This is a genomic window from Anaerosalibacter massiliensis (assembly GCF_024623155.1).
Taxonomy (GTDB): Bacteria; Bacillota; Clostridia; order Tissierellales; family Sporanaerobacteraceae; genus Anaerosalibacter; species Anaerosalibacter massiliensis.
Genome location: NZ_JANJZL010000011.1, coordinates 60,691 through 82,789, shown reverse-complemented (window position 1 = coordinate 82,789; position 22,099 = coordinate 60,691). Strand labels below are relative to the sequence as shown.

Below are 22,099 nucleotides of genomic sequence, written 5' to 3'. Positions count from 1 at the left end.
TCCTATACTAAATCTACCATTCCAAAGCCTGTACTTTTTTGACTTCCTATTCCTGCTTTATAAAGATAGTCTAATATATAAGGCTTTGCTTTGATTTTTAGCCTACAAATATTAGATAACACTTCAATACCATAATTTTTCACTTTTACTTCTTTATTACCTAGGACTTCAAATTCTATTTCTTCTATATCTAATATTCTGTCTTCTCCAAATTCAGATTTTAATTGATATTTTAAATTATTGATAAATACTTCTTGTCCCTTTAAATCTTTTAGTGAATGATACCAAGTTTTTTTATTATCTCCACAATGTTCCCTAACAGATATGGGACTAAGGGTTTTATAAATTACTTCATTTTCTGTTATAGTCTTTTCTTTATTTAAATTTATTTTATTTACTTTTATGGTATTGTTTTTTATTGGGTACTCTAGTCCTTTATTCTTCAAGAAGGAATTATAGAACATTATTCCATCCTTCATATCATAAGTAGAAAAATTTAAAATTATTTTTTTTTCTGGAATAACTATCTCTTCTCTTAAAAATTTACAATTTCCCATATATAATGCAAAAGTGAAAGTTTTCTTTTTGTTTGGTATTTGTTTATACAGCTCTATAAAATAATCTTTATCATATGAATTAAAATTATGCTTCATCAATGATAGAATTATCCTATTTTTATCTTTAGGAATAATCTCATTTTCTAATAATAGTTCTACATTAAATCTCATATTTTCACCCCTTTCTATAACAATGTTACCATACAATCATGAAATATATAGTAACATTGTTATAATTTTTTACTTTTCAAACCTATATATATTTAAAGATAAAAATTTACATCGTATTCAATTTTATGTTTACATTAATATTTATTTCTATTTTAATAAAAAAGTTTTTTATTAAAATAAAAATAATCACCTCCTTTGCTAATTCGCATAATTATAATTTCTTTATTAAAATTTATTATATCCTATAAGTTTAATTTTATTCTCCCATTATAATTATGGTCTATACTAATTAAAAAAACGATATTTTTTGTAAATATTGTTTATTTTTCATTTTTTATGTTCATAATGTATTTATAGAAAATCTTTTTAATAGAACCAATTATAATGGAATGTAAAATTATATTTATGTTCTATTAAACTAAATTTTAATAGAACTATATTAGAATAAAAAATTAATACTAAACTTCTTTCGTATTTTTTACTCATATATTTTCCTTATTTTATTAACCTCCTCTAATATCTCATCTCTAAGTCTAATGGGTTCAATTACTTCTGCTAAACTTCCCATACTCATAACCCAGGATTTTATTTCTTTATATCCCTTTAGTTTTGCTTCAAAGTATATAGTTTCATTATCTATTTCTTCTATTTTTTGATTCGTGGAATATTGTCTTTCTCTTACTATCTGACTCATGGGGTAATGTATTTTTAATTTTAAAATAATAGGTTCATCATTAAAAATTCCAAAGGATTTATTTATAATTTCTTTTAAATTATATTCATTGTTGATTTTAAATTTATCTTTTAATATCTCATATTTATTAATTCTTAAAAACTTAAAAAACCTAATTTCCTTTCTCAACTCACAATATCCATAAAGATATAAAGAGCCTTCATAATCAAATACCCCATAAGGATGAACTATTCTAGTTGTAAATTTAGGTCCATTCCCATTATAATCTATAGAGCTATAATTAATTTCTACTTTATTTTTTCTTCCAATGGCTTTGTTAATATTAGTCCATATGTGCTTTTCTTTTTCTTTCATTTCTATAGGCTTTAATATATTTTTATTATAGTAAGAAATATCTTCAAAATCTTTTTTAGCATTAAGAATCTTACTAGATAATGTTTCAAACTCTGTTGCATATGTATAATTACCACTTTGTATTACTTCATTTGCCATTTTTAAAGCTTCCAATTCCTCTTCTGTAATACCAATACCTTTTAAATTTAAGGTATTCTGTAAATAATATCCCCCATTTCTACCTCTTTTTGATCCTATGTATATTCTTGCCTTTTCTAAATCATTTTTATATTCATTTACCATACGTGGACTTACTTCTAATATATCAGCTATTTCTTCAACTTTCATAATACTTCTCACTTGTAAAAGCATATACATTTGCAATGCATTAGAAACTTTTGACATTTAAATCCCCTTTCTTGCTTGATGTTATCTAATTCTACATTTTATATAGGAAATCCTTTATTATTTTTCAATATATCAACCTAGTTCCACACAAATAAAAAACCTTTCATGCCAAATGGCTGAAAGGCTAAGAATTCATAATATCTACTATTACTTTATCTGTATTTAACATTCCATCTCTACTTAAAATTCCTAAGTTTTTTATAGTTTCTTCTGCGGTATTACCTAAAATACCATTATTAGGCTTAGTCATTATATTATCTAATGCAAGATAAGAAGATAATATTGCTTCTCCTACTGATGTAGAAAGCTTTAGTGCACAAGTTTCCTTGGCTCCATCGCAAATCATTCCTGTAAGGTTGGCTAACATATTTTGTACTGAACCAGATATTTGTTTATCATTTCCACCTAGCATCCAAGTAATGGCTGCACTAGCTCCTACTCCAGCTGATATAGCACATCCACAAAAAGCAGATAGTTTACCAACATAAGCCTTTACAAATTTATTTATTATATGTCCGTAAAATATTCCTCTTAAAAGTCTTTCTCTGCTAATATTACTTTCTTCATATTCATAAACAGCTACAATAGGAAGAATAACTCCAAGACCTTGATTTCCACTACCTCCACTAGTCATAATGGGGCAATCACCACCGCCCATTCTAAAATCTGCTCCTGCTGCAGTCATTATTCTAGCCTTCATAAATGGATTGTCCCCTACTTTTCCATTCTTTTGCAGTCTTGATAATCCAAATCCTAAGCCTAGTCCCTTTCCATTTTCAATTCCCCTCTCAGCTGCATTTACATTCATCTTTATTCCATCTTCAATAAAATCTAGCCTTTCTATATCTACATTCTCACATACTTCTCTAAATTCTTTTAAAGTAAACTGTTTTAAAAAATCTGGTGAATTTTCTTCTCCATTTAATAAATCCTGGTAAACTAATTCCTTATTTACTATAATTTTTTCAATGTGATCATGACTATCTTTTAATATTACTTCTACATTATTATCTTCACTTTCCATATATACTTTAACATAAACATAGGGAGTATTATCTTCTTTTGATAATATGATTTTACCATCTTTTATCATATCCTTAGCAAGATTTATATAATCCGAGTTTACATTCTTAAGTACACAAAGTCCCTCGTCTACTTCTCCACAAATTGCTCCTAAAGCAGCAGCTAATTCTAACCCGCTTTCCTCTGTTTTCGGTATTTTAACAAATTTACCATTTTTAAATATATTTAAACTTACATTAACTACAATTTTATTTATCTCTCCATCTAAATACTTTTTAGCGACAGCTGATGCATAAGCTACTGCTACAGGTTCTGTACATCCTATAGCTGGTACAGTTTCTCTTTTTACCATTTTCAATATATTATCTTGGAATTTTCTCTTATTTATCATAATATCAGCTACCTTTCAAATATAGTTATTTAAACTATATTTGTTGCAACAACTATGCCATAATATTATTTATCTTTGATATACCTTAAATGCTAGCTTTCAGCCTTATATTATATATATAAACAAAAAATCATTCGCAAATCTGCAAATGATTTTAATTAAAAATAAGTATATTGTTATGCACCACTATTTTTCGCATTTTTGCAAATAATTTTGCATTATTGCAAATTATATTTAGATAATTTCCTATAGAGAGTAGCTAAATCTATATCCAATATATTAGAAATTTGTTTTTTTGCTTTGGTGCTAGTACCATATTTTCTCAACATGGAACCAATTATATCCTTTTCATAACTTTCTACTCTACTTTTAAGAGTTAAAGTTTTAGGGCTTACATCTTTTGCTTCTCTATTTAAAAGTTCCTTCATAACAATAGGAAGATCTTTAAAATTTATAATATCTTCATTTACTATATTTACTAAATATTCTACTACATTTTCAAGTTCCCTTATATTACCTGGCCAATTATATTCTACAAAAGCTCTATTTACTTCAGAAGAAAATCCCTTAATATCCTTTTCCAATCTAATACAGTATTTTCTAAGCATAAATTTACTTAAAATCAATATATCCTTTTTTCTATCTCTCAATGGAGGGATATGAATTGGTATTATATTCAATCTATAGTATAAATCTTCTCTGAATTTACCTTCCTCTACCATCTTCTCTAGATTTCTATTAGTGGCAGCTATCAATCTAAAATTAATAGAAATCATATCTTTTCCACCTATCCTCATAAAAGATTGTTCTTGTAATACTCTTAAAAGTTTCGGTTGAAGATGTATGGGTAAATCCCCTATTTCATCTAAAAAAAGAGTTCCTCCATTAGCCAATTCAAACTTTCCCATTTGTCCTTCTTTCCTTGCCCCTGTAAATGCTCCTCCTTCATACCCAAATAATTCAGATTCTAATAGATTATCTGGTATAGATGCACAATTTATAGGAATAATAGGTGCATGCTTTCTCAGACTAGCATAATGAATTGCTCTAGCAAATAATTCTTTTCCAGTACCGCTTTCTCCCCTTAAAAAGACTGTTGAATCGCTTTGTGCTACTTGATTGGCTATTTTTTTCACTTTAATAATTTCTTCACTATTCCCTATAATGTCCTCAAATTTTATATTATTTTGTACTCCTACTATTTTATAAGCATTTCGTACCATATCTGTAGTCTTGTTTATTTCTAATATATTGCTTACCTTTTTATTCTCTACAACTACAGGTATGCTTCTAATTATAAAACTTAATTTTTTATTAAATATTTTCAATTTCTTTTCCTGAGGATTATAGTTATTTAAATCTACATCTAACTCCGGTAAAACATCCTTCACATATTTATCTATAATATTTTCTTTGGAAATTCCAAAAAAACTTTCTATCTTTGAATTTATAAACTTAATTTTCCCCTTATTATCCACACCTATTATCCCATTTTCCAAGCCATCAATTATTTTTTCAGTTTCTTCACTTTTAATAGTAAGTTCTGCTATAGTCTCATAATAATTTAAATTTCCTATCAATAAGTCACTTAATTTACTTAAAAATACTAATAATAAATTATATTTTTCCATCATATTATTTTTTTGTTCTTCATTAAAAGCATTTAATCCTATTACACCTATACATTTTTCACCCTTTATTATTGGATAGCCAAGAGTTGCCAATTCCATACATTTATCCTTTCTTGAACAGACTTGACAAACTTTATTGTCTTTTGGAGCTTGTATAAATTCAGGCTTTTGATTTTTAAATATAAGTTCATAGGAACAATTAGTCGGTATTTTTTCCCCTATAAAAAGTTTGTACTTTCCAGTTGCAGCTACTCTATATAAATTTTCATCTATTATTGTTACATCTACATTTAATACAGCAGATATAGCCTCTGCTACTTCCTGAACAGAATTTTGAATTTTATAAAGAGACAAAAGTTGACTCCTCCTTCTTATTTATAAATGAACATTAATTATTCTTCACTTAAATCCACCCATTCTCCATCAGTCAATTCCTGTAATTCTTCCACTTTTATCTCCACTGATGAATTATTTGAACCAGCTGCTGGAAATACCTTAGCATATTTCTTCAGAGAATTGTCAAGATAAATAGGTATAGATTTCTTTAAACCAAATGGACATACTCCCCCTATAGGATGTCCTGTTATTTCCATTACTTCATCAACTCCTGCCATCTTAGCTTTTGATTTAAAATGATTTTTGAATTTTCTATTATTTAAACGTGTATCCCCTGCCATAACAATTAATACATAATCATCCTTTACCTTAAATAATAATGTTTTTGCAATTTCTCCATGACTTACTCCAAGAGACTTTGCAGCCTTAGGTACAGTACTTGTGTCCTCAAAAGTTAATATTTCAACATCCATTTCTTTTTCTTTGAAAAACTTTCTTACATCTTTCATTGACATTTTTATCCCAATCCTTTCATACCTTAGTATATCTATAATAGTATTATATCATCTTAATATTATAAAAGTTTAGAAAATACCACTAAAATTTTATTTACCGTGCTACAATAGGTATTTTACCTTCTATTTCAAACCCTTTTCCTTCTTCTGTTTTATAATCTACTATTCCACCTGTTTTAAATATCCGTTCTTCAATCCCCTTAAGACCATTGCCCCTTATTATCTTACTGCAACCTGATCCGTTATCTTTAAATACAATATCTATATTCCCTTCATTTATTTCAATATTAATGTAAATTTTATTAGCTTGTCCATGCTTAATACTATTCGTTAATCCTTCTCTAATTATAGAATATATAATATTTTTATAATCTAAGGAAAGTTCTTCTACTTCTTGAGCAAAGTTGAAAAAAAAATTTACATTTCCTGTACTATTTATATTTTGCATAAGTTTTTCTATGGAATCCTTCAACCCTAATAGTCTATTATCTTCCTTTAAAGAATAAACAGCTTTTCTTAAACCATTCATGCTTTCCTTTGTTAAATTTTGACATTTATTAATTATCTTTCTGGTTTTTTCAGGATCTTGTCTTATTATTTTTCCTGCTACATCCAAGTTCATATTTAATGCAGATAAATTATGCCCTAAATAATCATGAGTTTCTTGGGCTACTCTATTTCTTTCTTTTGTAATAGTTAATCTCTCTATTTGTTTTGATTGCTGTTCTAGATATTTATTTAATTTTTCTACCTTTGTTTTTTCTACATATAATGCCTTATAAGCATATAGTGCAAAGGAATATAGTGCTATAAATAATGAAATCATAATTAAATTTAATAAATTTTCCCTCCAAAAACTAGTATTGCAAAGTTCTTTAAAAAAAGATGCTTGCCTTAATATTATTACACCTAATATAAGTAATATATCTACTATAAAAAATGTTTTTCCTATTCTACCACCAATATATAAAATTATTTCATATAATACCATAAACATATAAATATCTATATTCCCTTCAACAAAATAAGCAATTATACTACTCATTATAGCCGAAATAAGTATAGATATATAACATCCATATTTATATGTATAGAACCCATATATTCTTAAATGATCATTTATTATAATTGCTATAAACATACCAACAAACAGTATAGAACTAATAATATTATTACTAGTTCTATTCAAAATATCTATAAAAATAAAAACATATATTGCTTTGCTAATATAATAATAAAATTTTAAATGTTTGTTCATTTTAATCCCTACTTTTTTTAATATTGACCCAATAACCCTTTCTTCTTCGCTATTTTAACACATTGATTGAAAACCAGTAACCCAATTGAAAAATAAAATATAGAATTTCCAATCATTATTCCATAATCAAATATAGAAAGATCAATAAAAGAATTTCCTTCTAGTACAATAAAAAAAATTTTTCCTGCAACATAATTAAATGGAATTAAACCTGATATAAATTTGCTTTCAGGAAATACAGTAACCAAGCCTATTAAAAAAAACTGTGCTAAATTTAATAAAGATTGAATCTTTTTAAATATTAGTGCCAATCCTCCACATATTAGACCTATACCTAATATGCTAAATATGCCTATAAATATAAGAATTACAATAGAAAGTATTTTCAGCTCTATCCACTTATTAGTTGTGTACATAATAATAAAAAGAAGAACTATAGATAATAATACATTTACTAATAAATTTGCCATACTTCTTACAACCAAGATTTGAGAAAGATTTATATTTGACATATTTAATTGTTCTAAAGTTCCTTTATTAGCATCATCTATTACATTATAGGCTATATCCACAAAAGACATTATCATGACTGTCCATAAGAAATATCCAACTATAAATCCTTCTAAACTATCTCCCATGTCTGCGGAAGATATTCCTAAAGAAGTTCCAAAACCTTGAATACCTAGAAACATAGCCATGAATAAAATATAAAATAGTAGAAGATCAGAAATTGTATTAAATTTATACCGTTTTAATTCCTTAAAATTTTTTTCTACAGATACTTCAAAAAGATAGTAGAACTTTTTCATTTAGTTTACCTCCTCATTAGTTATATTCAGATAGATTCTTTCAAAATTATTATCTTTTTGTTTTATCTCTTTAATTAAAATGTTTTTCTCTTTCAATTTATCTATAATGTCATATATTTCTTTAATATCAAAAATATCTACCTCTAGTTTTGTTTTATTATTAATAAAATAAAGATCATAATCAATACTTAATAAATACTCTTTATCTGATTTAGATAAACTTTCTGCTAAAATAATTTCATAAGTCATAGTTTCAAACATATCCATAAGTTTTGCTACGCTATCCTGTGCAATTACTTTTCCTTTATTTAATATAACCACATCATCACAGATATCCTGAACTAAATTCATATTATGAGTACTTAATAATATTGTCTTATTCATACTAGAGACAATATCTGCTAACATATCTTTTATATCTATAAAACTTTGCACATCTAAACCAAGAGTAGGCTCATCTAATAATATAATTTTTGTATCACATATTAAAGTCATAGCTATAGCCACTTTCTGCTGCATTCCTCTAGATAAATTATTAACCATTACATCTTTCTTATCTGTTAAGTTAAACTTGTCTAATAATATATCTATATTATTTTCTATCTTTCTTCCTCCTAGTCCCCTTATACCAGCAAAATAGCGTAAATTTTCTTTTGGTGTTAATCTCCAATAAAGATTTCGAGTGCCTTCAAATACTGCCGATATATGTTCTGCAGATTTCTTATTCTCCTTGCCAAATATTTTAATATTACCTTTATCAGGAATTATTAAATTACAAATGCTTTTAATAGTAGTAGTCTTACCAGAACCATTAGGACCAAGTATTCCACATATTTTTCCCTTTTCAATTTCAAAAGAAATATTATCTACTGCTTTAACTTTCCCATAGTATTTTGTTAAGTTTTTAACTTCTATAGCTTTCATCTCTAACCTCCTCTTTCCTCTTAGTTCTAATATATAATAATATTTATAAAATATCTTCTATAGAAAGTCATTATTTTGGTAATGTTTCATACATGACTTTAGTCATATATAAAAAGCTGTACCTTTACAGTACAATTTTTTTATATTTCCTTTATGTATATTGCTAGCTGAGTCCTATCTCTAAGCTCTAATTTATCAAGTATTCGAGTAATATGATTTTTTACTGTGCCCTCTGTTATGTATAATTCTTCACTTATTTCTTTATTCGTCTTACCTTTTTCTACAAGCATAGCAATTTCTCTTTCCCTTGGAGAAAGATCTTCCAACTTCTTTTTACTATTTAAGTTTTCACAATTATTTTTTTCGATAATGCCTACTACCTTATTTACCACTTCTGGCTGTAGAAGTACATTTCCCTTATGGATTGTTTTTATTCCACTTACTAGTTCTTCTGAACTTACACTTTTAAGGATATATCCATCTGCCCCATTTTTAAGACCTTGGAATATATATTCATCTTCATTAAATGTTGTCAAAATCATTATTTTTATATGTGGATATTTATCCTTAATAATTTTTGTCGCTTCTACTCCATCCATTATAGGCATTCTAATATCCATAAGAATTACATCTACATCTATAGTATCTAATTTTTCAATAGCTTCCAATCCATTAGAAACTTCCTCCACTACCTTAACATCATCATAAAGTCCTAACATCATGTTTAAACCTTCCCTTATAAGGGTCTGATCATCAACTATCATTACTCTTATCACTTTTTCACCTATTTCATAAAAATTTTACTTTCAATTTTATTTCCCAACAAATATTTTATAACTCCAGATATGAAAATTAATAAAATACCACCGATTATAAAAATTGTTTCTCCTCCTATATGTTCATAATAATAAGTACCTGCCAATGGCCCTAATACACCTCCAATTCCTCCTGCTAAACTATAAAGGCCATAACTTTCTCCTCTTTTCTTATCTCCTACATAATCTATAACTAACCCACTTGCTGCTGGATCTATTAGCATAAATATTAAAGATATTAAAGTATATAAAATAATAAATCCAGAATAATCTTTTATAAAGGGCATAAAAAATTGAAGTATTCCTAAAAGAAAAATACCTGTAATTACTATGTTATTCCTATTATATTTATCAGCTAATCTTCCAAATTTTTTTGGTAGAAATAATTGGAAAGCTTCTCCTGGTAAAAATATTAATCCTATTAAATATAAATTATCTGTTATATATTCTTTTAAATATATAATATATAGTGGAAATACAAGACTAAACACATAAAATGTAAATCCTGATATGAGTATAAACTTGGTAACTTTCCCCTTTTTTTTAGAATTTTCAATTTTATTGTCTTTTTTATAGTGTAAAGTTTCTTCAACTTTAAAAATACATGTATAAAGAGCTATTAAACTAAGTATAAAATATATTGTAAATATGACTTTAAAGGGCTCATCAAAAAAACTACTGAAAAATATTATAAATCCTATAGTACAACCTACAAAATCTCCTCTACCTATTATCTGACTAATTGCACCAAAATTTTCGCTTCTATTTCCGCTATGACTTATATCTGAAACCATTGCATCTACACTTATCCATAAAAAAGAAGCACCAATACTCTGAAATACTCTAGTATAAAATAAATATTTAAAGTCTCTACCTATTAAAAACAAAAAATTAACTAGACAATATAACGCTACTCCTATAAAAATTCCTATTTTTCTTCCTCTTCTATCTAATAAATTGCCTATCTTTGGTCTAATTATTATACTGATAAGAGAGAAAACTGAATAAAGGACTCCAACTTCCACAACACTAGCTCCTAACTCTAAAGCGTATATAGGAAGTATGAACCCTATAAAAGATAAAGAAAATGAAATATAATATAAACAACTCTTCAACCCATATAATCTATCCATTATTTCCTCCTAAAGAATTGATAATATAGATATATGTTCTTTAGGATTTAAATATATATTAAATATAGAAATAAATTTATATTATTTAAAAACTACTTCAAACTCTTCATATACTATATTCATATCTTCATTAAACTGTTTTCCCACTTCTTTTAATTCTTCCGTAAAAAATTTAATATGGACATTTCTCCAATATTCTAAAGATTTATCACCTTCACCTTCCATAATAGCAAACTCCTCGGTTACATATTTAAAAGGCAAAATTGTTACCTTTCTTGTCTTAATAATACATTGAGCTATTCCTTCCCAATTTGTGATGATACTATATTCTCCTGGCCTAGGTAGTTGTTCATTGTCTAATGTATACCAATAATATAGAGAGCTAGTTCCTGTTTTCTCTCCTCTAATAACTAAGTCTAGTAAATTATTTGCATCTTCTTCATTATTGCTAAAATACCAGGTACTATATTTTTTATTGATATTATTTCTATTTTCTCCTATAAAGAATAAATAACTTTCCCACATACTATCTACTGATTTATCTATATTAAGCATATTATTCGGTCCTCCTTAAGACAAAATATTTAGATAAATTTTATAATCTATATATTCTACAATAATTAGATGAATCCTTTAATAAATTTCTTGTAATGTTTTGTGGTATAATATTATAAATATGTATATTGAAAGGATAGAGCTATGAATATTGATTTTAAATATATAAAAAAAGAAATAGAATATGTTTCTGGATATATATTCAAGGGTAAAAATTATAGATGTAGCTATGTTAGATACAATACCCTTTATAAAAATCCTGCATCAGGTACTGAAAATGTTGAACTTTATAATTTTACACCTAGAGGTAATTCTAGGGCTTCAACTTTAGTTCTCCATGGTCTTGGAAGTAGAAATATAAAGTTTTTACTTTGGATTGGGCCTCATCTAGCTTCTGCTGGAGTAAATACTACTATTCTTATTTTACCTGGTAACTATACTAGAGTTGAAAATAATTCTGTAAGCGGAAAAAGTTTCCTATACCCTGATATAGAAACAATGTATCAATTTTGGGAACATAGTGTTATAGATACATTAACTACTATTGATCTATTGGAACAAAAAAAGCTATGGAAAAATAATAATGTAGTAATGGGATACTGTTTAGGAGGTATGATCACAACAATAGTAGGCTCTATAGATAAGCGAATTAATCATAAGCTATTTATGACAACTGGAGGTCATCTACCTAAAATACTTCACGAATCTCCTACAACAAACTTTGCAAGAAAATTATTTAATAGCGGTCATGAACCCAGCTTTTATTTGAATAATAAAGAATATCTATATAATATTTATAATGATCAATTTCCTGAAGTAAGAAAAATGTCTTTTTCAGAAATTATAGATAATAAATATATTCATCCTTTATTTAAAATAGATCCTATAGCTTATGCCCATTTACTTGATATGTCAGAAGTAACTTTTATAGATGCCTTATTTGATAATACCCTTCCCTTTGATTCACGAAAAATACTTTATAGAGAAATGGAAGGGGCAAAAAGAAGAGTTCTACCAATAAGCCATGTAAACTGGTTACCTTTCGAATATATATTAGCTAAATATATACTTCATAAATTAAATATTAATGATAAAAAATCAAGAAAAGCCTTGTTACAAGGAGAAATAATTGAAAATCCCCTAGAGAAAGATAGTATAATAGGAAAATAATGGAGGAAATTATGAATAATCTAAAACAAAATTTTAAAAAATCTTTTTTCTTTGTAAATAAGATATATATATTTATTATTTTCACCCTACTTACACTTATAGATTTCACCCTAGGTTTTTACTATTTCCTACTTTCTATAGCTATACTTATTGGAAAAACTCTTATTTCTCATCTGCCATTACAACCAGAAAAACCTATTTCTTTTAAGACTTATACATATAAAAAGTTAAGTCACAAAAATTTAAAAATAGATATATGGTATCCAACAAAAAATAAAGAAAAAAAACTTCCACTGGTGTTTTTCTGTCATGGAGGTGGTTGGATATCTGGGTTTAGAAATCAACCTAACAATGTTTCTTGGTGTAAATTCTTAGCGTCTAAAAATTTTTGCGTATCAAGTATTGACTATAGATATGGGATAAAAAATGATATGGAAGATATATTATGTGATTATAGCGATGCTTTGAAATTTATAAGAGAAAATAACGAAAAATTAAATATAGATACAGATAATATAGTCCTGATGGGTTTATCTGCAGGAGGCCATCTTTCTTTATTATACTCAACTTATAATTCATATATGAAAAATGAAGAAAGAATTAAGGGAATAAAAGGTGTGGTAGCCTATTATTCCCCATCAGACTTAAATGACATATTCACTCCAGAAAATAAATCTTTATTTGCTAGATTTGCTACTAAAAAAACCTTAAAAGCAAAATCAGAAGAAAAAGAAGAAATATATTACTATTATTCCCCTCTTAAATGGATTTCAAATAATATGGTTCCATGTCTTATAGTTCATGGAAAACTAGATACTACTGTACCTTTTAGTTCATCTGTAAAACTTGCAAAAGAACTAAAAAGATATAATGTAGATTATGAATTTGTTGTACATGAAAAGGGAGGACATTCTTTTGATACATTATTTAAGGATGACAAAACTATAGATATATTAGAAAAAACTTCAGAGTTTATAAAGAATTTAGTCCAACTATAACTTTATTTGGATTGTTTATGATGGAATCCATGATTTTTATTTTAACCCTATCATAAGATTCAAATAATAGTTCAGCATTCTCTAAATCATTATAAACTTTCCAATAACCTTTTGTAAGACATTTCTTATTTGGACATTTTATAAAATCTATTACATCAGAAATAGGGTATCCTAAAAATATACCAATTTCATGTGGACATACTATTTTATATCTACCTCTTAGTATCTCTAAATTTTCCTGTATTGTATTATTAGGAGCATATCCAAACCTCTTCAAAAAAGTGCTGTTCTTTTCATCTTTTAAAATTTCTTTCATTTTAAACTTATTATAAAATAAAATATGCACACCATTTTTAGTTTCCTTTAACTCATAATAATCCAATGCAAAATACTTCTTTATTTTCGCCTTATATTTTTGTCAAATAACATATGTGTTTCTCTTATCATCTTTCCTAAAAACCATAAGAGAAGATGGCTTTAAACTTGCTATAGTTGGAGCTAAATTATAAGCCATTAACATAATTATATAATTTTTATTATCTAAAGTATGCATCTTATTTAAATAGGATTTAACAAAATCTAAGCTCAAAAAACCACCCCATTTAATTTCTAAAAAATTTATGAATTAACTAATTTCTTGCCAAGTTCTATGCAGCTACTTTCATCTTCATCTGATTCTGGAAAGCCGTTGATAATTAATCCATCTTGAATTAAATCTGCTCCATTGTCTTTCATTCTATCTTCCCACTCTCTCATCCATAGACCATCTCCCCAACCATAAGAACCAAATAGAGCTAGTTTTTTACCTGAAATTTTATCTTCTATGCTTTCAATAAAAGGTTGCATTTCTCCTTCTTCTAATTCTTCAGAACCCATAGATGGACAACCTAGTGCAAGTGCTTCTGAGCTCAAAACATCTTCAATAGTAGCTTCACTTACAGATTTCATTTCTGCGTCTATACCTTTAGATTTTATTCCTTCTAAAATTAATTCAGCCATTTTTTCAGTGTTACCAGTGCCACTCCAATATATTATATTTATTTTTGCCATGGAAATCCCTCCTATATTGTAATTGATAATGATTTTCACTTTCAGTTATAGTGTAATAGCTTCTAACAATTTTGTAAATACTATTTCTTTTAAATTTATTATGATTCTTTTTAAAAATAAACTTCTAGCTAAAGGCTAGAAGTTTATTTTTACTTTATTCTTGTATTATAAATGCATTATTTTTCAAAAATTCTTTCTCCCATCTATCAACATATTTCCCTGTGGCCCACTCTGCCATAACTACCGTTTCAGAATCATTAAGCTCTAATTCTCTTAATGGTTTTTTGGCAAGTTTCCCCTTTTCTATAGCATATGTTAATATTTTATTTGGAGTAAATATTAAAGCAATATCTTCATTTGGAGAAGTAAAAGCATCTACTGCATCTGGTACCTTAAGTTTAATTGCATTCCAAGAAACTGCTAATTCATCATAAAGTACCAGTTCTTTAGGAGGAATAATTTTAATATTAAAATCTTTATATACATCTTTATTTCCTTCTAAAAAATTCAATCTGCCTTTCATAATCCAATGACCATTTTTTCTTGCTAAACCAAAACTTTCTTCATTTGGTTTTATATCTAAATATTCACTTTCCACATTTCTATCTGATGAAAATTCTTTTGTTGCACTTTCATAAAAAATTTGTTTCCCATTTTCTCCTGTAATATCTGATATCTTTATAGAATTGTCACTTCGCATATTATCTATAGGTAATGTCTCTAATCCTGTTTTCCCTGCAGGAAAATCTTCAACATATTCTAAAGATATATAGTCATTACCTATATAAACTATAGTATTAACCGAGTTTTTCGCAATTTTTTTTATTTCTTGAAGGGACTCTGTTTCAACAGGTTCTTTATTTATAGAATATGCATATAAACTTTCCTTTGAATTCTCATCAGTTTTATCAACACCAACTTTCCAAAAACCTGTCTTTCTTGGTAAAAATAAATCTTCCATTCCATAAATTCTATCTAAAGATTTATTCTCACTAGCTATCCAAATAGTCCTATACTTCCATCCTTCCATTTCATCTTTCGATTGACTATTATCTCGATATCTAAGACCTAATAATACTCCAGACTTTAATCCTTCATCACCCTTGTCTGCTAAATGATTATTACCATCCTTTTTGCAATCTTTTATATATTTTTCTAAGTCTTCTTCTTTCAATTCATCAGATATTTTTGTAAGATAAAAAAATCCGCCATCTATCTTGATAATTATTTTATCATCATCTTCTTTAATAAACTCATAAAAAAATTTCTCTTCACTAGTTAAAGTTACTATTTGGACTTTCTTGCTCTTTATATTTAGATACTCAGGCTTTACTTTATATTGATATAATAGATAATCTGATGAATCTACATTTTTAATCTTATAAGAAGGATTCAAACATAAATCATTTCCTATTACGGCAACCTTTTTATGAAATATGATTTCCTTATTTAATAATTCTCTTACTTTTTTCTCATTTAATATATCTTCATTAGATTTTTTATATCCCTCTATTTTCCACCTTCCTGAAATAGGAGGAGTATTGTTATTTGGAGGTTTGATTCTGTCAGCAGTTTCAATATTTCTAAACTCACAAGATGAAAAAAATATAGTTGAAATAACTAAGATAAATACCAAAATTAATTTTTTCATTTAATTAATTCCTCCTTGATAGGTAGGAACACAGATACTTTTGATCCTACATTTACTTCACTTTCTATTTGTATAAATCCTCCATGAAGTTTAATTATTTCATCACATATAGATAAACCTAAACCACTATTAGATTTACTATTTCTCCCCTTATAAAATTTTTCTTTTACATAAGGTAAATCCTCTTTTAGAATACCACAACCACTGTCTTCTACACAGATTACAACATATTGTCTAACTACTTTAGCATAAAATAAAATTTCTCCTCCTTCAGGAGTAAATTTTAATGAATTATCTATTAAATTAATAAATACTTGTTTTATTCTATTTTCATCTCCTAAAATAACAGGTAGTTCTTCTTTAACATTCATATTAAAATTTATATTCTTTAAGTTTGCTCTAGGTGTCAATTGCTTATAAATATGTTTCATTGCTTTATCTATAGACATTTCCTCTTTATTTAAAATAATTCTACCAGAGACGAATCTAGAAAAATCTAATAGTTCTTCTACCATATGAGTCAATCTATCGCTTTCTTTTTCTATAATATCTAATCCATCTTCCAATAACGGATTTTCAGGTAAATCCTCAGTTTTTAATGTGATAGCCCATCCTTTTATAGAAGTTAGAGGAGTTCTAAGCTCATGAGATATAGAAGATATAAAATCATTCTTAAGTTGTTCTTTCTTAATAAGCTCCTCTGCCATATAGTTTAAAGTATCAGAAAGTTTTCCAATCTCATCATCATACTTTTTATGGCTTCGTACTTTTAGCTGTCCATCAGCCATTTTTTCTGCAACTTCTGTCACTTTTTTTAAAGGCTTTACAATTGTATTTGAAAGAAATATACTTACTAGTCCAGAAATTAATATAACTATAAATCCTATCCAAAGAAGTACCAAAGATATATTTTTTATGGTTTTATTTGTTGGACTAAGAGAAGTTACAAATCTCATTGTCCCTATAACATTTCCATTATACATAAGAGGGTAGGATACAGCCATTACTGGAGATGAGTCATAGCTTACATCTCCAATCCATGTCCCTTTTTTCCCATTCTCAGATTTTAACACATCAGAGGTTTTAATAACATCTGGATGAACTACTCCTATAGAGTCCATTAATACATTACCATTTAAGTCCAATATTTGAACCTGAGCATTAGTCTGCTTCCAAAAAATATCTACATCATCATTTATTAAGCTTTCTAAAGAGGAAGAAGAGAAATATCTTGAATAAAAATCTGATGATAACTGTATTTGGTTTGATAAAACATCTTCTAAACTTTTATAATAATATTGCTTAACCGCATTTAATAAAACCAATTCTAATATGACTACAGTAATAACAATTACAAGCATAAAATTACCTACTAATCTAGTCTTTATACTTTTCATAATTTTTTCTAATCATCCTCTCTTTTCCGCCACCTGTATCCAACTCCCCAAACAGTTTGTATATATTCAGGTTTACTTGGATTATCTTCAATTTTTGCTCTCAATCTTCTAATATTTACATCTACAATCTTTGGATCTCCAAAAAAATCATATCCCCAAACCCAATTAAGTATCTCATCTCTTTTAAATGCTTTCCCTGGATTTTCTATAAATATTTTTATAATAGCATATTCAGTAGGTGTAACCTCTATCTCACTATTATTTTTATAAAATTTTCTAGAATAGGTATCTACTTTATAAGGTCCCTGAACAATAATGTCATTATTTTCTTCTACCTTAGCCATATCAATTCTTCTTATTAAAGATTTAACTCTTAGAACTAATTCCATAGGATTAAAAGGTTTTACCATATAATCATCAGTTCCATATTCAAGTCCCATTATTTTATCTACATCTTGGCTCTTTGCTGTCAGCATAATTATACCAATTGTAGGATATTCCTTTCTTAAAATTTTGCACACCTCATAGCCATCTATTCCTGGAAGCATAATATCTAAAATTACTATATCAATTTGTTTCTCTCTAGCCTTCTTAAGTCCTTCTTCTCCCGTAGAAGCTTCTATTACGGAAAAATTATTTCTTTCTAAATTTATTTCAATAAATTTTCTAATAGATTCTTCATCTTCTACTATTAATATCGTATGTTTTTTATCCTTCATCAATCTAACCACTCCAGTACAAAATTGTATATCAATTTATATTTTAATTATAACATTAATATAATAAAAATTTATGACATAAATATTACAAAAAAACTCCCTCTAATTTATTTTATGAATAAATTAAAGGGAGTTTTTTATAATTCAATACTTCCAAGTGAAAACTTCAACAAAGAACTAATTCTTGATAGTTTCTTCCTTTACAATTTTTCCTGTCTGCATTTTATATGTTTTATCACATAATAATTTAATATCTTCTATATTATGAGAAGTTAAAATTATGGTTTTACCGTCTTTCTTTAGGTCCAATAGAATATTCCTAACATCTTTCACTCCTGATTCATCAAGACCATTAAATGGTTCATCTAGTATGATTAACTCCGGGTCTTCCATAATGGCTTGTGCAATTCCTAGCCTTTGTTTCATACCTAAAGAATAGGTTTTCACAGGTTTTTTCATTTCTGGATCTAGTCCTAATAATCGTATAGTACTTCTAACTTTATCACTATCAATTTTATTTTGTATTTTTGCTAAATACATAAGGTTATCATATCCAGAAAGATGACCTAAAAATCCAGGACGTTCAATAATTATTCCCATGTTACTTGGAAAAGAAATGTCTTTATGTAATTCTTTATTATTCACTATTACCTCGCCAGTATCTGGAATAACAAGTCCTGCAATAATTCTCAGTAACATGGTTTTTCCACTTCCATTCGTTCCTATGACCCCATAAGTCTTACCTTTAGTCATAGATAAGTTTATGTTGTCCAAAACTTTTACACCTTTAAAACTTTTATTTATATTATTTAGTTTAATATACACCTATATCGAACCTTTCTATTTTTTTATATATTATCATTGAGGATATTATAGTAATAATAATTACTAATATAGTACGGACTACATCGACTGCTAAACTAGTTTTATTAAGTCCCATTCCTATTGGTACTATAAGCAAATATTTAATAAGATTGTTAGTAACTAAAGTAGACATAATCGCTATAGCAACAACTATTATAAAAGATTTATTAGTACCTAAGAACATAGAAAAAAGCATTTGAATCACCACAATCATGCTGTAAAAAAAATACCCTGTTATAAAAGTAATCAGAAGATTTACACTCAAAATATCTGTAATATTATTTTTAAAATATATGCTTAAAATTACACTTAGAAACATGATAATAGACCAAAACATAAACACACAAAAATATAGCCCTTTAAATATACTTATTGATAATTTTTTTCTACTATTAAATCTAGTAGTAATAGTACAAAAGTTCTTTTCTAATATAAAAGATAAATAGTCTGAAGTAATACTTAGTAACAATGTTATTGGTAAAAAGAACTTTGCCCTATCAAAAAACGAATAAAATTCTATATTTCCTAATATACTATCCACCAAGTTACTATATGATGGATTTTCAACTAAAATCAAATAAAACAAAAATAACAATATTAAATTTGATAATAATAATCTTTTTTTATTTTATATACCATACTTCACCTACACAAAATCTTTATTTAGACTTTTATTGTACACCTGAGTATACAAAACACTATTCATAAGGACTAGTATTAATATTCGTAACAACAAACTTTTATCTACAAATACCCATGAAATCATTATAGGTATTCTTTCAGATAAAATAATTTCAAAGACAATGAAATTTTCAATAGCAACAATCATGTATACTAATATAATTAAATTTATATTTTTAAATCCTGTAATTTGATTTAGTAATAATATTATCCCACTAACTAGTATAAACCCCAACGTAAATAATAATAATAATAATATATAGTATAAAACAGAGTGAATACTAAAAAACTTATATATATTATTAAATAAAAGTATACAAACTATGAAGTTCACCAATACAAATACTATTGTATGCAAAATAATCTTTTTATACTGTTCGATAATAACATTACTTCTATATTTAAGCCTACAGTTATAATATATATTATAATTTTTAAGAATTATAAAAAGTCCTATTAAATAAATAGGCAATAACTCAATAATATAATAACCTGCTCCTTTAAAATTAAGTAAATAATCTTTGGGGCTAATTCCAAATTTGTAAAAAAGTATTGATTTTATAAATATATAGGACATATAAAAAAAATAAAGAAAAATAATTTCTTTATGCTTTTTCATGTTCTTAATCATAAAATATCCCTTTCTTTTCTGCAACCTACAATAAATAAAATAGTTGATAATATAAAACACGCTGAAATACTTATTATAACATCAGCATTAGTTATTGGCTCTGCAAGTGCCCATCTTGTTGCTGGCTGTATAATATGCATAATATCATAATTTATATCAACAAAAAATAAAACTACACTCTGGATTGAATATATAATAAATGATACAGCAATAACCAAAAACCCATTTTTATAGTTAAATATCATACTTAATGATAAAGATAATATAGATATAATACCACCTATAATAGAGTTAATGATTATATATATAAACTGATATAAATTAACATTCATATAAAAAATATCTTCAAGAAAAGCTCCTTTATCTGGCTTTAAAAACGTACTTCCTATAGAGGAATTGTTTGGATATATAAGGTGAACTATAATATAGTTCACAATTAAAAAAAAGAATATTGTAAAAAAACCTGACATAAAACTCATTATAAATTTAGATAAATAATATGATTTTCTACTTCCTCTGTAAAGAAGATATTCTCTATACTTACTCTTTTTTTCACAATAATACTGCAATCCAAAAGGTATCACAGCTAAAATAGGTATAAATGAAAAGTAAAAATCTCTTACAATGCTTGTACTATTTTCTAAGAAAACATAATGAGTAACACTCATCTCTGATATATCTTCAAAGAATCCTGACTGAGTCCAATAAGTACAAAAAATATCTAAAATAGCAACTATAAATAAAAATATATAAAAACATTTAGTTGTATTTCTTTTAAACAATTGTTTAATATCATATTTTAAGTAAAAACGAAGTTTTTTCATAGATATTCTCCTAATTGTATTTTTATATATTAATACTATGTAAATACATAGCAAATTTTACTGGATAAAACTTTTAGAAATAATTCCCTTAATTATAACTGTTTTTTAGTTAAGAGACCATGCTCCTTGCTCCTTTAGCTGCTACCTTTACTTTAGTTCTTACAGGTGAACTATCTCTACCTTCATATAGTAAGTACGATTATTAGTTGTTTTTCTTATCTCACCAATTTCAGTTGAGGTTTTCCATCTACCTAATTTGTTGTCCAGCTTGCAGCAAATACACTACTGGACATTATTCCAACTAATAAAGCAGCACTTAAAAGTCCTATACCTAATTTACATTTTCTCTTAATCACTGTATTATCCCTATCCCTTTAATTTTTTTAAAGTTATATCATGGAAGTCCCCTTCAATCCTTGTCCAATGTAAACACTATACTAATTATATATAGATGTCAATTCGTTTCATGGAAATATTTGTAACAATTTTCGATAACTATTTATCTATTTCGTCATAATTCTATTTTTACAATAAAAAAGAGTCTCTTTTTAACCGTCATAT

22 protein-coding genes are annotated in these 22,099 nt (G+C 26.6%); 2 read left to right on the top strand and 20 right to left on the bottom strand.

Annotated elements, in window-relative coordinates:
- Positions 1 to 2 precede the first annotated feature (2 nt).
- The 11 genes from cas6 to NSA23_RS13355 all read right to left on the bottom strand — a co-directional run bounded on the left by cas6 (position 3) and on the right by NSA23_RS13355 (position 11,553).
- Positions 3 to 728: a CRISPR-associated endoribonuclease Cas6 gene (gene cas6 / locus NSA23_RS13405; protein ID WP_042682597.1), complete on the bottom strand. Its 726-nt coding sequence runs from the start codon at positions 726 to 728 to the stop codon at positions 3 to 5.
- A gap of 478 nt (positions 729 to 1,206) precedes the next feature.
- Complete coding sequence (locus tag NSA23_RS13400; protein WP_042682599.1) at positions 1,207 to 2,160, bottom strand: helix-turn-helix transcriptional regulator; 954 nt, start codon at positions 2,158 to 2,160, stop codon at positions 1,207 to 1,209.
- A gap of 127 nt (positions 2,161 to 2,287) precedes the next feature.
- Complete coding sequence (locus NSA23_RS13395; protein WP_042682602.1) at positions 2,288 to 3,577, bottom strand: L-cysteine desulfidase family protein; 1,290 nt, start codon at positions 3,575 to 3,577, stop codon at positions 2,288 to 2,290.
- 218 nt (positions 3,578 to 3,795) lie between these two features.
- Positions 3,796 to 5,562: a sigma-54 interaction domain-containing protein gene (locus NSA23_RS13390; protein ID WP_042682603.1), complete on the bottom strand. Its 1,767-nt coding sequence runs from the start codon at positions 5,560 to 5,562 to the stop codon at positions 3,796 to 3,798.
- A 38-nt stretch (positions 5,563 to 5,600) separates the two neighbouring features.
- Positions 5,601 to 6,059: a YbaK/EbsC family protein gene (locus NSA23_RS13385; RefSeq protein WP_042682604.1), complete on the bottom strand. Its 459-nt coding sequence runs from the start codon at positions 6,057 to 6,059 to the stop codon at positions 5,601 to 5,603.
- A 94-nt stretch (positions 6,060 to 6,153) separates the two neighbouring features.
- Positions 6,154 to 7,317, bottom strand: a complete 1,164-nt coding sequence (locus NSA23_RS13380) for a sensor histidine kinase (RefSeq protein ID WP_042682606.1) — start codon at positions 7,315 to 7,317, stop codon at positions 6,154 to 6,156.
- Positions 7,318 to 7,334: 17 nt separating this feature from the next.
- Positions 7,335 to 8,126, bottom strand: coding sequence for a hypothetical protein (locus NSA23_RS13375; RefSeq protein ID WP_042682607.1), 792 nt, complete (start codon positions 8,124 to 8,126; stop codon positions 7,335 to 7,337).
- The gene (locus tag NSA23_RS13370) at positions 8,127 to 9,050 is read right to left on the bottom strand and encodes an ABC transporter ATP-binding protein (RefSeq protein WP_042682609.1); all 924 of its coding nucleotides are present in this window, start codon (positions 9,048 to 9,050) and stop codon (positions 8,127 to 8,129) included.
- Positions 9,051 to 9,190: 140 nt separating this feature from the next.
- On the bottom strand, positions 9,191 to 9,826 hold the full coding sequence (locus NSA23_RS13365) for a response regulator transcription factor (protein WP_042682610.1): 636 nt from the start codon (positions 9,824 to 9,826) through the stop codon (positions 9,191 to 9,193).
- A gap of 8 nt (positions 9,827 to 9,834) precedes the next feature.
- On the bottom strand, positions 9,835 to 10,998 hold the full coding sequence (locus NSA23_RS13360; protein WP_042682611.1) for an MFS transporter: 1,164 nt from the start codon (positions 10,996 to 10,998) through the stop codon (positions 9,835 to 9,837).
- Positions 10,999 to 11,079: 81 nt separating this feature from the next.
- The gene (locus tag NSA23_RS13355) at positions 11,080 to 11,553 is read right to left on the bottom strand and encodes an ASCH domain-containing protein (protein WP_042682615.1); all 474 of its coding nucleotides are present in this window, start codon (positions 11,551 to 11,553) and stop codon (positions 11,080 to 11,082) included.
- A 144-nt stretch (positions 11,554 to 11,697) separates the two neighbouring features.
- Between NSA23_RS13355 and NSA23_RS13350 the strand changes: the two genes are divergently transcribed.
- Both NSA23_RS13350 and NSA23_RS13345 read left to right on the top strand, forming a co-directional pair.
- Positions 11,698 to 12,723, top strand: coding sequence for an alpha/beta fold hydrolase (locus NSA23_RS13350; protein ID WP_042682617.1), 1,026 nt, complete (start codon positions 11,698 to 11,700; stop codon positions 12,721 to 12,723).
- Between the two features lie 11 nt (positions 12,724 to 12,734).
- Positions 12,735 to 13,721, top strand: coding sequence for an alpha/beta hydrolase (locus NSA23_RS13345; protein ID WP_042682619.1), 987 nt, complete (start codon positions 12,735 to 12,737; stop codon positions 13,719 to 13,721).
- Here the strand turns inward: NSA23_RS13345 and NSA23_RS13340 are convergent.
- The 9 genes from NSA23_RS13340 to NSA23_RS13300 all read right to left on the bottom strand — a co-directional run bounded on the left by NSA23_RS13340 (position 13,696) and on the right by NSA23_RS13300 (position 21,538).
- Positions 13,696 to 14,121: a DUF3793 family protein gene (locus NSA23_RS13340; RefSeq protein ID WP_081915251.1), complete on the bottom strand. Its 426-nt coding sequence runs from the start codon at positions 14,119 to 14,121 to the stop codon at positions 13,696 to 13,698. The genes NSA23_RS13345 and NSA23_RS13340 overlap by 26 nt on opposite strands.
- 18 nt (positions 14,122 to 14,139) lie before the next feature.
- Positions 14,140 to 14,310 (bottom strand): hypothetical protein, encoded by a 171-nt coding sequence (locus NSA23_RS13335; RefSeq protein ID WP_187116680.1) that lies wholly within the window; start codon positions 14,308 to 14,310, stop codon positions 14,140 to 14,142.
- A 29-nt stretch (positions 14,311 to 14,339) separates the two neighbouring features.
- Positions 14,340 to 14,771, bottom strand: coding sequence for a flavodoxin (locus NSA23_RS13330; protein ID WP_042682620.1), 432 nt, complete (start codon positions 14,769 to 14,771; stop codon positions 14,340 to 14,342).
- Positions 14,772 to 14,925: 154 nt separating this feature from the next.
- Positions 14,926 to 16,422 carry a hypothetical protein gene (locus tag NSA23_RS13325; protein WP_042682623.1) on the bottom strand — a complete coding sequence of 499 codons (1,497 nt, stop codon included), beginning with the start codon at positions 16,420 to 16,422 and terminating at the stop codon, positions 14,926 to 14,928.
- The gene (locus tag NSA23_RS13320) at positions 16,419 to 17,819 is read right to left on the bottom strand and encodes a sensor histidine kinase (RefSeq protein ID WP_042682625.1); all 1,401 of its coding nucleotides are present in this window, start codon (positions 17,817 to 17,819) and stop codon (positions 16,419 to 16,421) included. The genes NSA23_RS13325 and NSA23_RS13320 overlap by 4 nt, the downstream gene beginning before the upstream one ends.
- A gap of 8 nt (positions 17,820 to 17,827) precedes the next feature.
- A complete protein-coding gene (locus NSA23_RS13315) occupies positions 17,828 to 18,538 on the bottom strand; it encodes a response regulator transcription factor (RefSeq protein WP_042683067.1) in 711 nt (236 codons plus the stop codon).
- 177 nt (positions 18,539 to 18,715) lie between these two features.
- Positions 18,716 to 19,363 carry an ATP-binding cassette domain-containing protein gene (locus NSA23_RS13310; RefSeq protein ID WP_042682627.1) on the bottom strand — a complete coding sequence of 216 codons (648 nt, stop codon included), beginning with the start codon at positions 19,361 to 19,363 and terminating at the stop codon, positions 18,716 to 18,718.
- Positions 19,353 to 19,616 (bottom strand): hypothetical protein, encoded by a 264-nt coding sequence (locus NSA23_RS16660; protein WP_338080912.1) that lies wholly within the window; start codon positions 19,614 to 19,616, stop codon positions 19,353 to 19,355. The genes NSA23_RS13310 and NSA23_RS16660 overlap by 11 nt, the downstream gene beginning before the upstream one ends.
- A gap of 1,094 nt (positions 19,617 to 20,710) precedes the next feature.
- A complete protein-coding gene (locus NSA23_RS13300) occupies positions 20,711 to 21,538 on the bottom strand; it encodes a hypothetical protein (RefSeq protein ID WP_042682633.1) in 828 nt (275 codons plus the stop codon).
- Positions 21,539 to 22,099 lie beyond the last annotated feature (561 nt).